This window comes from Limnoraphis robusta CS-951, assembly GCF_000972705.2.
Genome location: NZ_LATL02000178.1, coordinates 1 through 14,460, shown reverse-complemented (window position 1 = coordinate 14,460; position 14,460 = coordinate 1). Strand labels below are relative to the sequence as shown.

Here is a 14,460-nt window from a genome sequence, read left to right as displayed (position 1 = left end):
TATCTCCCCATCTCCTCATTCAGAGGTTCGGTTCGTCGAAACAGGTTTCTGACTAAAGAGTTTGAAATAGATGGAAACAAAAAACTCTTTAATCGGAAAGGCAAGAAAAGTAATCGGATTAATGGTTACAATGATTGTTCTAATATCAGAACGGGCTTGTTTAACAATCTGTTTGGCAACCCAATCAGGCGACATCACTCCAATCGGATTTAGATTACTTTTAAATGGCCCTAATATTAATTTCCGAATGACGCAGGGCGCATCTAAACGTCTCAGTGTAATTAAATCTCCTAACGTTCGTTTACTAAGTTCATACAACGGACTCAACGCTGGACTGACTTCTGCTTCTGAGGTATTCACCCAGACTTCTTTTTTGGCTTTGTCTGCGTTCGTTTGAACGGTTGAAAGAAATAATTCTAGTAACCGCCAACTGGAAAAAGCATTGACTTCATAGGATTGGGAAATCGCTTCTGGGGTGCGTTCTCCGTGAACGTTAATCCCATGATTTAAAATCAGAATATCGACTTTTTCAAGTAACTCTTTAAGTTGATTTTCTTCTCCAATTTTCCAGGTTATAGTTTTGACCGGAAATTCTTCGCCCTTGACATTGAGAGTCACCGTTTCATCTCTAGAAGTCAGGGCGATAATTTTGGCTTCTGCTTGATGAAGTTGTAACAAAAGCGATCGCCCTAATGTTCCAGAAGCGCCTGTGACTGCAATTGTTTTACCTTTGAGAGAAAGTGCTGTTCCCATCAGTTTATCTACAAATGTCAGGGTACCGCAAAAATAGGCGTTTTGGTTGTCAAAGTGATGTCGCCAGTGATAGGGACGGTTAACAAACCAGTGAGAAGGCGGACTCAAAAATTGTCCGGGAAGATGAGTAATATCTGTTAATTGATCGACTTTGGGAATACCCATTCCTCGGGCGATCGCCGGAAACAAAAAACTCAGGCTATACACACTACCAATGATCGCAAACCCAAGATGTTCAGGGGCGAAATAATGGGCGATGATTCCAAATATTAAGCTAAATGTTAGCATGGCGATCGCTTCGGGTACGTCGTGATACCAGTTTCCCTGGCGATATATTTGGTCACTGACAACGGTATAATCTGGACGAAATACCCGATGATGCCAAACGTGCCAACGGTAGAGGGGCGACCAAATGTGAGACAGGACGTGGTAAAAATCTCTCACCAGTTCGGCTCCTAGTACAGTACCCAGTCCCCAAGCGATATGTCCGATCCAAACATTAATCATAAACCGATTACCTGTTAATTTTTCTCATATTGAGTTGGTCTGTTGAGTGAGCCTCTGTGCAGTCGTTGAGAACTCTATGACGGTTTCAATCTACCTCTAGTCAAGAGATATAGACATTTTAAGACTTCTACCCCTTCTCTACTCAATAGCAGGAGCCAGCCGTGAAAAAATTAAGATTCGATTCATATTTACATAAAATTTGATAATATTTTACATAAGGACGAAAAATTATCATACAGCTATTCGGAGTATTAGATGGCAGGACTATTTGGTTTATTTGGTAAAAAGTCAGAAAATACTGAATCAGGGGCTTTCTACCTGGATTCTGACGATGCCAAAACCTTTGGCAATGTTGAATTCATGCGTCAGCAGCAAGAGGTCAAGAAGAGCTTCCCCAAGATGTCCGGTGGACAGCCCTTTAAGGTCTCTGATTCTATGACGAAAGCGGCGATGGAGATGTCGAAACCTGCTTCTAATGGCAACGCTTCTACTCCTTCATCTTCCTCTTCCTCTTCTTTTTCCGCTCCCACCCCATCTACAGAGCGCCGGCGTCCTGACACGAAGATGGACGAGTTCCTCAAAATGGCTCGGGACATGAAAAAATAGTTCGCTTAACGGTTTTTGAAAACGAAATCTAACTGAAAAAACCCTACATCTATAATAGGTGTAGGGTTTTTTGATGGGCTTTAAAGGAGATTAATAAATACCCATAGCAGCCAGGGTTCTCGGGCCTGCAACACCATCAGCGTGTAAGCCGTAGTCACGCTGGAAAGCTTTCACAGCATGGGCAGTAATTTTGCCGTAGTAGCCAGTAGAATTGGCATGGAAGTAGCCATAGTTAGCTAACTTATTTTGCAGCTTGACAACCTTGTAGCCGCTAGAACCATGACTCAGGCTAGAGCCATAGGATTTGTGATGGCTGGCCTGCTTGTAGCTAGGCTTGTGATAGCTAGACTTGTAGCAGGAGCTGCTATAGCAGTTCAAACCCAGCGCAGCAGCCGTGCTAGGGCCAACTATACCATCAGCGTGTAAACCTTGGCTATACTGAAATGCTTTAACCGCGTGCTTGGTATGCTTGCCGTAGTAGCCAGTGGCGTTGTAATGGAAGTAGCCGTAGTAAGCCAGCTTGTGCTGAACCTCTTTGACATCAGAACCGCGATCACCATAGTACAGTGCGGCGTTGGCAGGTTGACTGGCACTAACGACAGCAGCGCCAATCGCCAGAGAGACAATCGGTAGCCAGCAAGCACCAGATACTTTATTCCAGTTTAGACCCCGGAATAGAACGAGGCTCCCGTCAACATTGGACTGACGAGGTGATTCAAAAGCGGAGACTAAGTGAGTAAAAGCTAGGTTATCCATGAAATCCTCTGCAAGCTCGTTAAAGTATTTCTTCAGGGGTTAATCCGGTGGGATTTCCCTGGTATATCCTACTTTATAACCATCAATTGCCTAAAAGTCCAGAGCTAAAATACTCGATCACGTACTTTTTATCAAAAGTTAATAAATGCTCGGTTTTAATCATTGATCACAAACCCACTATCATACTCTAAAATCTGAAGTTAAAAACTATTTTGGGGTTAATTTTAGATGAATTTTTACATCGGGATTGATTTTGGAACTTCCGGCGGACGTCTGGTGATTACCAATATAAAAGGTCAAATCTATGGGGAAGCAGAATCTCCATTTCCTGCATCTTCTTCCCCTGATGAATGGCCTTCTATTTGGAAAACAACTTTATTTGATTTAATTGGCAAAATCCCCTTAGAACTTCGCAGACAGACTCAGGCGATCGCGATTGATGGTACATCAGCAACGGCTCTTTTGTGCGATCAACTGGGTTTACCCATTACATCCCCTCTGCTTTATAACGATGGACGAGGGGTGGAAATCATGGAACAATTAAAAGCGATCGCCCCGGCAAATCATCCTGTTTTGAGTGCGACTTCTAGTTTAGCAAAACTGCTGTGGTGGGAACATCATCACTCCGAATTAAGCATTCCTTTTCAGCCGCTCTACTTTCTGCATCAAGCGGACTGGTTGGGGTTTTTGCTACATGGGAAACTTGGTATTAGCGACTATCATAACACGCTTAAACTTGGCTACGACATCACTCATTTATGCTACCCTGGTTGGTTGACAAATCAAGTGAATTGTGAGTCAAATCGCCTCAAACTCAAATTGCCTAAAGTGGTGGCACCGGGAACCCCGATCAGTGCAATTACTTCAGAAATTGCTGAACAATTCAACCTACCAAAACACTGTGTTGTCTGTGCGGGAACCACCGATAGTATAGCTGCCTTTCTCGCCAGTGGCGCAACCTCTCCGGGTGAAGCGGTGACTTCCTTGGGTTCGACTCTGGTGTTAAAACTGTTGAGCCATACCCCCGTTAATAACGCTCGATATGGTATTTACAGCCATCGTTTGGGGAACTTGTGGCTGACTGGAGGCGCATCAAACACTGGGGGGGCGGTATTGCGGGCGTTTTTTACAGATGAAGAATTAGAAACGCTGAGTGAGCAAATTAATCCTAATCTTAGCAGTCCCTTAGATTATTATCCCTTATTAAAAAAAGGCGATCGCTTTCCGATTAATGATCCTGAACTTCCGCCCCGACTTGAACCTCGCCCTGAGAATTCTGTAGAGTTTCTGCACGGTTTACTCGAAAGTATAGCCCGTATTGAAGCCCAGGGTTATCAACTTTTGCAACAGTTAGGCGCGACGCCGCTAACTCAAGTTTATACAGCCGGAGGAGGGGCTAAAAATCAAGTTTGGGCGAGGATGAGAGAACGTTATCTTCAAGTACCAATGGTGAAACCGATACATACTGCTGCTGCTTATGGTGCGGCTCGTTTAGCGATGCAAAATCGCTGATCAAAAAATATTGAAAAGGATAACAGTAGTGCAAGCGTCTCGCTTGCTGAATAGCTGTTTCTACGATGAAGTAGAAAAACCGAGTGTTTCATCAACTAAAAACACGGATATGGGCTTATGCCATAGGCCCCTATTATTAAATGTCAAGTTGTATCATTCAAATGAGTGACACTTAGATCAACTGATGTTAAAACATCACTCAAAAAGGTGACTGATTCAGGGTGATCTTAGTAAAAATTTATCCGGATTACAGGGTAACTCTGAGAGAAAAGAGAAGTAAATTAGAATCAATGATTTGGGTGTGATTAAGAGCAACTGAATCTGATATTTAGCTCACAAACTGACTTCACTTAAATGAGTGACTGTTAGCTGATTCAGCTAAACGTTAGATTAAAAATACACAACTATCAACCTTAAAGATATCCTGCATAGGAGGAATCAACCATGACATCTACCACTATTAAAACCCATTCTGAATCGACAACATCAACTCCGCCTGATGATTCCTTAAATCCTGTAGAGCAAGGGGATAAACATGAGAATAGTAATGAAGATTTAGGGAATAAAAAAGTCAAGCTTACTGAGGAAATCAAGGCTTATCAAGCCGAAAAGAATAAAGAGTTAATCTGGTCAAGACGATTTAATCGTTGGTCAATTGGAATTGCACTAGCATTAACCGCAGCAACGGCTATTTGTGGATCTTCCAAGAAGCCTGAAATCCAAGAATTAGTCACACCTTTAGGAACAGTCGCTTTCACTTTAAATGGTTGGATCGCTTCTGTTCCCATGAGTAAGAGAGTTTCTCTCTATGAACTAATTTTGGTGAAAGCGGATAACTTACGGAGTGATCTGGAATATGAAGCAGAAACTGAGGTGCAAATAGAAGAAATTCGAGAGGGTTTTAAATCCTTGAAAGTGGAATTTATTCAAGAAAATCCTCGGGAACAGGTGAAACTTCATTCTACTAAATCTCCACTCAAAAGTTAAAAGGTTAACCCATCAGGGCTATCAAAGTTTTATGTCACTCGAACAAGTGACTTTCATCCTGAAGACTGAAAAGTTAGATTGTAATTAAGCAAATAAGTAAACCAGCAAAGGAGTTCTACCGTGGTACAAATCAAACCTGAAACCCAACAATCTTATTCTCAACCCAAAGTTTCTAGCTTACCGGATGGAAATTATCGCTATGTAACCGCTAGCACTCCTATTACAGAAACAGAACTGGCTCAAACTGAATCTTTAATCTTTTTATTCCGTAAAAAAGGAAATAATATCACAGGTCAATTGAGTCAAGCGAATAGTTCTAATAATATTTGTATTAGCGGTCAAGTGAATGGAAATACCATTACAGGTGCTGCGGTAGAATTGTCCGAACCCGGTGATGAAGCCATTTTAAGAAATTGTGGAGAAGATTTTGTTGTTTGGGATGTGGCGGGTTCTCTGCGCGTTCGTCGGGGTAAAAAAGAAGGAAAGAAAGTCATTTATACAAGTGTAATTCTTGACCTGAATGGCTACAACCGCATCAACGCTGGAACACAATTTCCTCCTATTAGCTGCCCTTTCTAAGATGAACTGAACTTTTCACCTACGCAAAAATGTGATTTCTCAGTTAACGAGTGCTTAAGTTTTATGATAGCAAGACAGAGCAACAATTAAAGCGTTCTGTCTGCTATTTTTTTGATTGAAGTCGGGTTTGAATTCTCAGGGTAAGATAAATATGAAAGCACCCAGAGGGGGACATCAGAGAATTTGACCGGGAGTATGAACTTTTAAATCAGCCGATCGCCAGAAGTACAGTTTGCTGTTAAAATCAGTAAGCCAGGTCTTAACCACTGGGTACTAATACATAAAAGATTAAGTCAGAAGAAAATTTAGCGGTATTGAAACGGAGAAGACTTAATCTTAAATTACGTGAGTGCAGGATGTGAATTATGGGAGAACACAAACGCATCGGCATCTTAACCAGTGGGGGAGACTGTGCAGGCTTGAATGCAGCCATTCGAGCCGCCGTATATCGAGCAGTTGGGACTTACGGTTGGGAAGTGTGGGGAATTCGTCAAGCCACGAATGGTTTGATGTCTCGTCCACCGGATGCTATCAATTTAACGATTGAGAAAGTACAGTCAATTCTGACGCATGGGGGAACCATGCTGGGAACGACAAATAAAGGGAATCCGTTTGCGTTTCCGATGCCAGATGGAAGCGTACAAGATCGATGTGGTGAAATCATTGAAGGCTACCATCTACTCGAATTAGATGCGTTAATTGGGATTGGTGGAGATGGGAGTTTAGCGATCTTACGAAAAATCGCCCAACAAGGAAATCTCAATCTCGTTGGTATTCCCAAAACGATTGATAATGATGTCGGAAGTACGGAATTATCGATAGGATATCACACGGCTGCAACGATTGCGACAGAGGCAATTGATCGTTTACACTTTACCGCAGCCAGTCACAGTCGGGTGATGATTGTGGAAGTCATGGGACGTGACGCCGGACATATTGCGTTACGAGCGGGAATTGCTGGTGGGGCGGATGTGATTTTGATCCCAGAAATTCCCTATAGTTTGGAAAAGATTTGTGACCAAATTCGCGAACGTCAAAAACAGGGTAAAAACTATTGTTTGATTGCCGTTGCTGAGGCGGTGCGTACAGAAAGCGGAGAGGCGCTGACGAATACAGATTTTCATGGAGAATCTCGACTCCGAGGTATTGGTCAATATTTAGCGGATAAAATTGCGGCTTGTAGTGGGGCGGAAACCCGAGTGACGGTTTTAGGTCACGTTCAACGGGGCGGAACACCGACGATGACGGATCGGGTGATTGGTTCGGCTTTTGGGGTGGCGGCCGTTGATTTAATTGCTGAGGAAAAATATGATCGTATGGTGATTTGGCATAATCGAGAGGTCGATAGTGTCCCCATTGCTGAGGCGATCGCTCAATATCGGGCTGTTGATCCCAATGAAATTTTAGTGAAAACGGCTCGTAGTATGGGCATCTATTTGGGAGAGAAGTAACTTAGTAGACGATTTATGGTACAAAACGGTACGATCTGTAAGATCAGATAATAGATCTATGCAACGAGCCTTTCAAACCCAACTCAAACTTAACAACCGTCAAAGAACCTTAATGGCGACCCACGCCGGATATTCTAGGTGGGTCTGGAACTGGGCGTTAGCGATGTGGAATGAAGCTTACAAGCAGGGTTTAAAACCTTCAACGAATAAGCTAAAAAAGTTCTACACCAATCACATTAAGCCAAACTATCCCTGGCAGTCAACGCTAAGTTCTAGAGTTTATCAATTTGCCTTTATGCACTTGGGAGAAGCTTTCAGTCGCTTTTTTCAAGGCGTTGCCAAACATCCTAAATTAAAGAAAAAAGGCAGAAACGATAGCTTTACGATTGATAACTGTGGCAAGGTAATGAGGTTTTCGGGGAAGAGATTGAAGCTTCCTTTTATTGGATGGATATTCACTTATGAACCCCTCCCGGAAATTCAGACTAAACGAGTCACAATTAGTCGAGTCGCTGATTCTTGGTATCTGTCTGTAGCCTACGAGTTTGAGCCAGAACAGACTGTTAAATCAAGAGTTTATTTGGGTGTTGATGTTGGGGTTAAGGCATTGGCGACCTGTTCAGATGGTACTATTTTTGTTAATCCAGCAGCTCACAAAAAAGCTCAAAAAAATCTGGCAAAACTTCAGCGCGAACTCTCGAGAAAGCAAAAGGGTTCAAACAACAGGAATAAAGCCAAGCTCAAATTAGCAAGAGCTTCACAAAGAATTGTCAACATTCGGAAAGATACAATTCACAAACTCACCTCATGGCTATGGAAAAACCACGCAGTCATCGGGTTAGAAGACTTGAATATTTCTGGGATGTTGAAAAATCACAAGTTAGCGGGTGCTATTGCCGATTCTGCTCTTTATGAAATTCGTCGTCAAGTCGAATATAAATCCTCGTGGTACGACTCGACTCTGGTTTTTGCAGATCGCTTCTATCCGTCAACTAAAACCTGTTCAAATTGCGGTCACGTTCAAGAAATAGCACTGAAAGAACGAGTTTTCATCTGTGAAGCTTGCGACATATCAATTGATCGCGATTTGAATGCGAGCCTCAACTTAAAGCATTACGCCGAAGGCTATTCGGTTTGAGCCTGTCTGACCGGGTGCTGCCGACAGTCCGGGGTGATGCAGGAACGAAACATTAATACGGTTTATACCGTGTTATATCAGTTTTCGATAGCAGTGAGATGATTATGTTTAGTCACCCGGAACTGTTTTTTCTGATATGAATCGTCAAGAGTTTCTCCAAAATCAATTGGCTCATTGGAACGATGAAATTGCTTCTCGACCCTTTGATCCCAAAGCTTATATTCAGCGAGGGATGGTTCATTTTAAATTGGCTAAAATCGAAGAATCGATTCAAGATTTTGACAAAGCCGAAGAACTTGAACCAACCCTTCAGCCTTATTTGTGGCAACGGGGCTTATCCTATTATTATGTTCGACAATTTCAAGCGGGAGCGAATCAATTTGAACTGGATTTAGTCGTTAATTCGCAAGATGTGGAAGAAACGATTTGGCGATATCTCTGTATGGCTCAACTTTTAGGGGCGGAAGCGGCGAGAGATGCGCTATTATCTGTGCGTAATGATCCCCGCCAGGTGATGCGACAGGTTTATGAACTTTTTTGCGGAAATTGTCAGCCCGAAGATGTAGTTAAAACGGGTAAACAGTTAGGAAAACAAGGACAGTTTTATGCTCATCTCTATGTGGGATTGTATTATGAAGCCCAACAGGATGAAGCGCAAGCCAAAGAGTTTATTATCAAAGCGGCTTCTGAATACCCCTTAGAGGATTATATGTGGCATCTGGCTGTTGTGCATCAAACGTTACGAGAATGGGTGTAAAATGCCGTTAACGCTATAAAGGAGAATAAAAAATGAGTCTGATCGGAAATATTATCTGGTTGATTTTTGGCGGTTTTCTTTCGGGTTTAGGATATATTTTGGGTGGGCTGGCAACTTGTTTAACGATTATTGGCATTCCGTTTGGACTGCAAGCGATTAAACTCGGTTTTGCAACCATGACGCCCTTTGGCAAAGAAAATGTGGTGTTAGAAGGTTTTTCTAATCCTTTTACGATGATTTTTAATGTGATTTGGGTGATCTTTTTTGGTTGGGAAATTGCCCTTTCTCATTTAGTTCATGGGCTGATTTTATTGATTACGATTATCGGGATTCCTTTTGCTCAACAACATTTTAAACTGATTCCACTGGCTCTATTTCCTTTTGGGCGAGAACTTCGTTAAAAACGATTAAATATTTGCTACATATGATTGATAATGCTGTAGGGGCGGGTTCCGAACCCATTTATATATCCCACACATCATCTTAATAAACCCGCCCCCTCTTGCAGGAAATTGATCTGTAGCATTATTTTTTCGATTTCATATGATTTAATCTCTAAAGGTTCATCTAATAAAAGTTGACCATTTTCATCACTTTTTCCTATCATACCATGTCCGGTTGATTAATGCGTGTTCTGAAGGCGGGGCGGGTTTTTTTAATTTAGTAATAGGTGTCAGAGATGGTTTAGAACCCGCCCCTACAGAATGATTCTTGATTAGTCGGACATGATCATATAAACTTTTATTAGGGGGAAAATCCCCATCAAATTTTACTCTAATTTTTCTAAAGGAACAATCTGCGGATCAAGAATTTTCGGGCTGGAAGTTGTGAATTTAACGGCGATGGATATTTTACCTTTGTTTCCAAAAATATGGGTGACTTCTCCAATTCCAAAAGATCGATGAAGTACGCGATCGCCAACAGCAAAGCTTTCGACTTTTGAGGGGGTTTGATTCTTTTTTTCGGGAGTTTTTTGAGTCTTTTTAGTTGATTTTGCAGGTTGAGTAACCGGGAGATAACCTTTGATGAGATCTGGGGGTAATTCTTTCAAAAACATCGAAGGAATGCAGGGTTCTAAATATCCCCAGAGACGACGTTCTCGGGCGTGTGAGAGGAATAACTGTTCTTTTGCGCGAGTAATTCCCACATAACAAAGTCGCCGTTCTTCTTCGAGGGCTAAGGGATCATTTAAACTGCGGAAATTGGGGAATAATCCTTGTTCCATTCCCACTAAAAATACTATCGGAAATTCTAAGCCTTTGGCGGAATGAAGCGTCATTAAAGAAACGGCTTGTTCCCCTTCCTGGAGATTATCTAAATCAGACGCTAGAGAAGCACTGGCTAAAAATCCGCCGAGGGTTGTATCTTCAGAATCTTCTTGAAATTGTGCGACGGCGTTACTCAATTCTTTAATATTTTCAAGGCGACTTTCGGCTTCATCTGTGCCTTGATTTGTCAAATCTAGAATATAGTCAGATTCCTGCATTACACCGTCTAAAATATCAAGCACCGTGTAGGATGCGATTCGTTCTTGCCAAGATGATATCATTTGAGCAAACTGATTAACAGCTTTTGCTGAACGTCCAGCTAAGGTATTTACTGAGTCTTGATCGCTGACAATTTCCCACAGGGGAACGCCCAATTGTTGCGCCGCATTGACTAAGCTATCAATGGTAGTTTTACCAATTCCTCTGCGGGGTGTATTGATAATTCGCATTAAACTCATGCTATCAGCAGGATTGGCAATCACTCGTAAATATGAAATTGCGTCTTTGATTTCTTTGCGATCATAAAACTTTAAGCCGCCCACAACTCGATAGGGAATATTGCTTTTAATTAAAGCATCTTCTAAGGCACGAGATTGAGCGTTAACGCGATAAAGTATTGCAAAACTACCATAACCTAATTCGGGATGTTGTTGGGTTAAATTGTTAATTTGAGTGGCAATAAATCGGGCTTCTGCGGCTTCATCGTCGGCTTGATAACAGAAAATAGGCGGCCCTTCTCCGCGTGTCGGACGCAATACTTTTTCAATACGGGTGGTATTATTTTGAATGAGTTGATTGGCGACTTCGAGAATATTTTCCCGTGAGCGATAGTTTTCTTCTAATTTAATCATGGTGCGGGTGTCGTCATCGGCTAAACCGTCCCCAAAATCCTCTTGAAATTCTAACAGAATGGTATAGTCTGCCATGCGGAAAGAATAAATCGATTGATCGACATCTCCGACGACAAAGATTGAACGATTTTTCCAGTTGTTAAAGGTTCTCGGATGTTCGCCGTTGGTGACTAATAGCCGAATGAAATCATATTGAGTGCGGTTGGTATCTTGATATTCATCGACTAATATATGGCTGAATTTTTGATGCCAATAGGCTAGAACTTGTTCGTTTTGCTGGAATAGTTCAACGGGAACTCGAATTAAATCATCAAAATCTAGGGCGTTATTGGCGGCGAGATTATCTTGATAGATGCTGTAAACGTCGGCAATGACTCGACCATTATATTCAGGATTTTCTCGTTGATAAGCTAGGGGAGAAAGCCCTAAGTTTTTGGCGTTACTAATTTGATAGCGAACTTTTCGAGGCTCGAACTTTTTCTCATCTAAGTTAAGCTGTTTGGTGACGATTTGCTTGACTAAACTTTGAGCATCGGATTCATCAAAAATCGAGAAGTTTTGTTGCCACTGTCTGCCTTTTTCGTCGGTATATTTGTTGATATCGTAGCGAAGAATTCGCGCACAAAGACTGTGAAAAGTTCCCATCCACAGATGTTTAGTAATACTGCGATAAACTTGCGATCGCAACTTCGTTTGTTCGGGGGGAGTCAAGGCGGAAAAGGGTTTTTGATACTGAGTTTGCGCCTGTTGTTCAGAAAAGATTGTCTCGACTCGTTCTTTAATTTCTCGGGCGGCTTTGTTGGTAAATGTCACCGCCAAAATATTCTCGGGATGAACGTGATGGGTTCGCAATAGGTTGGCAATGCGATAGGTTAACGCCCGAGTTTTACCCGAACCTGCTCCCGCCACAACGAGCATCGGACCGCAAAAATGTTCGACGGCTTGGCGTTGGCAGGGGTTGAGATGGCTAAGGAAGTCAACGGTCTGAGTCATGGCTGCAAAAGGGAAATTTTCCGCTATAGTTTAGGCTACCATGTTCAAGGTTCCCCTGACTAAAATTAATCAGGGGAGGAGTAACAGAGAAACTTATCAAGTTAGAATTAGCAGTTGTAATAAGTCCGATACCACTCTACAAATCGTTCAATTCCGACTTCAATTGGGGTATCGGGACTAAAGCCAACGTCTTGAACTAAAGCATCAACATTTGCATAAGTGATCGGCACGTCTCCGGGTTGCATCGGAAGCATTTCTTTGACGGCTTGTTTCCCAATACAGTTCTCTAAAACTTCGATCATTCGCAAAAGTTCAACGGGTTTATTATTGCCAATATTGTAGATTTTGTAAGGAGCTTTTGAGTTGCTTTCAGCTTCTGTATTGGGCTGAGGAACGTTATCTATTACCCGGACAATGCCTTCAACTAAATCATCAATATAGGTAAAATCTCGTTGCATTTTACCATAATTAAAGACTTTGATAGGTTCTCCTGCAAGAATGGCTTTTGTAAACAGAAAAACTGCCATATCTGGACGACCCCAAGGCCCATAAACGGTAAAGAAACGTAAGCCTGTTAAGGGCATATTATAGAGATGGCTGTAGCTGTGAGCCATTAATTCATTTGCTTTTTTTGTGGCTGCATATAAACTGACGGGATAATCAACGTTATCTTCAACCGCAAAGGGTATTTTTTTGTTTGCCCCATAGACTGAACTCGAAGATGCAAAAACCAAATGACCCACGTTTGTATGACGGCAACCTTCGAGAATGTTCATAAAACCCGTGAGGTTGCTATCAGCATAAGCATGGGGGTTCGTGATAGAATAGCGAACTCCGGCTTGAGCGGCTAGATTGACAACAACTTCAAATTTTTGTTCAGAAAAGAGCTTTTCTATTTGTTCGCGATCGGCCAAGTCTAATTGATAAAAGGTGAAATCTTTTGAAGAACTGATTTGCTCAAGTCGATCTTTTTTCAAAGAAACATCATAATAGGAATTGAGGTTATCTAATCCGATAACGGTGTCCCCTCGTTGCAGTAACCTTTTAGACAAATGAAATCCAATAAATCCAGCCGCGCCTGTCACTAAGATTTTCACAAAACTTTCCCCTTCTAAACTTCAGGTTTTGACTTCTTTTGGTGTTAACGTTGATTCTATAGACCCAATTTACTAATCGGCTTTAGAGCTTCAGATTAGCAAGTCGCTGTTCTGTAAGATTATGCACTAATTGTAACGGCAAAGAACAGCTTAGACAAATGCAACCCGTTTCAATGATTTTAACCGTTCTATTAATGTCATAGCATATTTTATCAAAATTGTTAAGTATTAGGTAATTTTCAAGCCCTATCCTCAATCAACTGAGTTAACCTCTGGGAGTGACTTCTAGCCAAAGCGGTAAATGATCTGAGCCAAGTTTAGGGCCTATTTTTCGGTCTAAAGTCATCAGATCCTCGCTGTACACCGCGTGATCAATTGCAATCATCATAAAAGGAGGTAAACCTGCTAACCAAGTGGGTTGAAGTCCAAAACCTCGTTGAGAATTTCTCAAATGAGCGGCTTGTAAAAACTGACGAAATCGACTTGACCAAGGGGTAAGATTAAAGTCACCTATTATAATTACTTGATTTCCCTGATTTTGTTGTTGCTGACTCCAAGCGGCTACTGCATCTAGTTCAGTTTGTTGAAAGTTAGAAGTGCCGTTATTTCGAGGACGAGTAACGTGTAAACTGAGAATAGATAGGGTTTGATTCCCTTGTATCTGAGTGGCAATCATCGGACGTTCGGAATTTGAGGGAAAATGAAGAATTTCTGTGTTTTTAATTTGCAGAGATGGGGGTAAATTTGTCGGGACTAAAAAGGCAACTCCATGAGAATTTTTTAGCGGACGGGACTCGACAACCCGATAACGAGTAAGATTAGATTCAATCTGATTTAACCATGCGGGTGTCACTTCTTGGAGAAAAATTAGATCGGCATTTTGTTGGTCTAAATATTGCAGTGTGGGTGTATAATTTGTGTTGTTGCGGTCAAGATTCAGATGAAGTAACTGTAAGGAATTTTGAGCAGTATTATTCCCTTGAACAGCGTTAATATTTTGAGAATGTGGGATAAACAAAGGCAAAATTAACAGGACGTTCAGGAATAAGGGGAGACTAAAAGCTAAACTCCAAAAGCGATATTTAATCCCATTTAATAAAATAGCCAGCAGTAAAATTAAACTCAATTGAACTCGCAAATGATCGAGGAGTTGGAAAACCCACCATTGGCGACCCAAAAAACCCAGAAAAGTTGCAATTGCCGCC

General features: G+C 41.7%; 13 protein-coding genes. 8 read left to right on the top strand and 5 right to left on the bottom strand.

Translation table 11 applies throughout. The features are described 5' to 3' along the window. Window positions 1–15 precede the first annotated feature (15 nt). Window positions 16–1,260, bottom strand: coding sequence for a bifunctional sterol desaturase/short chain dehydrogenase (locus WN50_RS15205; protein ID WP_046279668.1), 1,245 nt, complete (start codon window positions 1,258–1,260; stop codon window positions 16–18). A 255-nt stretch (window positions 1,261–1,515) separates the two neighbouring features. Between WN50_RS15205 and WN50_RS15200 the strand changes: the two genes are divergently transcribed. Then, complete coding sequence (locus tag WN50_RS15200; RefSeq protein ID WP_046281518.1) at window positions 1,516–1,866, top strand: hypothetical protein; 351 nt, start codon at window positions 1,516–1,518, stop codon at window positions 1,864–1,866. A gap of 90 nt (window positions 1,867–1,956) precedes the next feature. Here the strand turns inward: WN50_RS15200 and WN50_RS15195 are convergent, their stop codons facing one another. Then, window positions 1,957–2,622 (bottom strand): peptidoglycan-binding domain-containing protein, encoded by a 666-nt coding sequence (locus tag WN50_RS15195; RefSeq protein ID WP_046281519.1) that lies wholly within the window; start codon window positions 2,620–2,622, stop codon window positions 1,957–1,959. Window positions 2,623–2,850: 228 nt separating this feature from the next. Between WN50_RS15195 and WN50_RS15190 the strand changes: the two genes are divergently transcribed. The 7 genes from WN50_RS15190 to WN50_RS15160 all read left to right on the top strand — a co-directional run bounded on the left by WN50_RS15190 (window position 2,851) and on the right by WN50_RS15160 (window position 9,447). Then, the gene (locus WN50_RS15190) at window positions 2,851–4,134 is read left to right on the top strand and encodes an FGGY-family carbohydrate kinase (protein WP_046281520.1); all 1,284 of its coding nucleotides are present in this window, start codon (window positions 2,851–2,853) and stop codon (window positions 4,132–4,134) included. Window positions 4,135–4,578: 444 nt separating this feature from the next. Further along, window positions 4,579–5,121, top strand: coding sequence for a hypothetical protein (locus WN50_RS15185; protein ID WP_046281521.1), 543 nt, complete (start codon window positions 4,579–4,581; stop codon window positions 5,119–5,121). A 120-nt stretch (window positions 5,122–5,241) separates the two neighbouring features. Continuing rightward, on the top strand, window positions 5,242–5,700 hold the full coding sequence (locus WN50_RS15180; protein ID WP_046281522.1) for a hypothetical protein: 459 nt from the start codon (window positions 5,242–5,244) through the stop codon (window positions 5,698–5,700). A 365-nt stretch (window positions 5,701–6,065) separates the two neighbouring features. After that, window positions 6,066–7,151 (top strand): ATP-dependent 6-phosphofructokinase, encoded by a 1,086-nt coding sequence (locus WN50_RS15175; RefSeq protein WP_046281523.1) that lies wholly within the window; start codon window positions 6,066–6,068, stop codon window positions 7,149–7,151. 58 nt (window positions 7,152–7,209) lie between these two features. Next, entirely contained in the window at window positions 7,210–8,289 is a 1,080-nt protein-coding gene (locus WN50_RS15170) for an RNA-guided endonuclease InsQ/TnpB family protein (protein ID WP_049559688.1), read from the top strand. 136 nt (window positions 8,290–8,425) lie between these two features. Then, entirely contained in the window at window positions 8,426–9,046 is a 621-nt protein-coding gene (locus WN50_RS15165) for a tetratricopeptide repeat protein (RefSeq protein ID WP_046279459.1), read from the top strand. A gap of 32 nt (window positions 9,047–9,078) precedes the next feature. Further along, on the top strand, window positions 9,079–9,447 hold the full coding sequence (locus WN50_RS15160) for a YccF domain-containing protein (RefSeq protein WP_046279458.1): 369 nt from the start codon (window positions 9,079–9,081) through the stop codon (window positions 9,445–9,447). A gap of 368 nt (window positions 9,448–9,815) precedes the next feature. Here WN50_RS15160 and pcrA read toward each other — a convergent pair whose 3' ends face one another. The 3 genes from pcrA to WN50_RS15145 form a co-directional block, all read right to left on the bottom strand. Further along, the gene (gene pcrA / locus WN50_RS15155) at window positions 9,816–12,158 is read right to left on the bottom strand and encodes a DNA helicase PcrA (protein WP_046279547.1); all 2,343 of its coding nucleotides are present in this window, start codon (window positions 12,156–12,158) and stop codon (window positions 9,816–9,818) included. Between the two features lie 107 nt (window positions 12,159–12,265). Further along, window positions 12,266–13,255: an NAD-dependent epimerase gene (locus WN50_RS15150; protein ID WP_046279546.1), complete on the bottom strand. Its 990-nt coding sequence runs from the start codon at window positions 13,253–13,255 to the stop codon at window positions 12,266–12,268. A 265-nt stretch (window positions 13,256–13,520) separates the two neighbouring features. Continuing rightward, window positions 13,521–14,460, bottom strand: a 940-nt coding sequence (locus WN50_RS15145; RefSeq protein ID WP_049559685.1) for an endonuclease/exonuclease/phosphatase family protein, incomplete at its 5' end; no start/stop codon positions are given.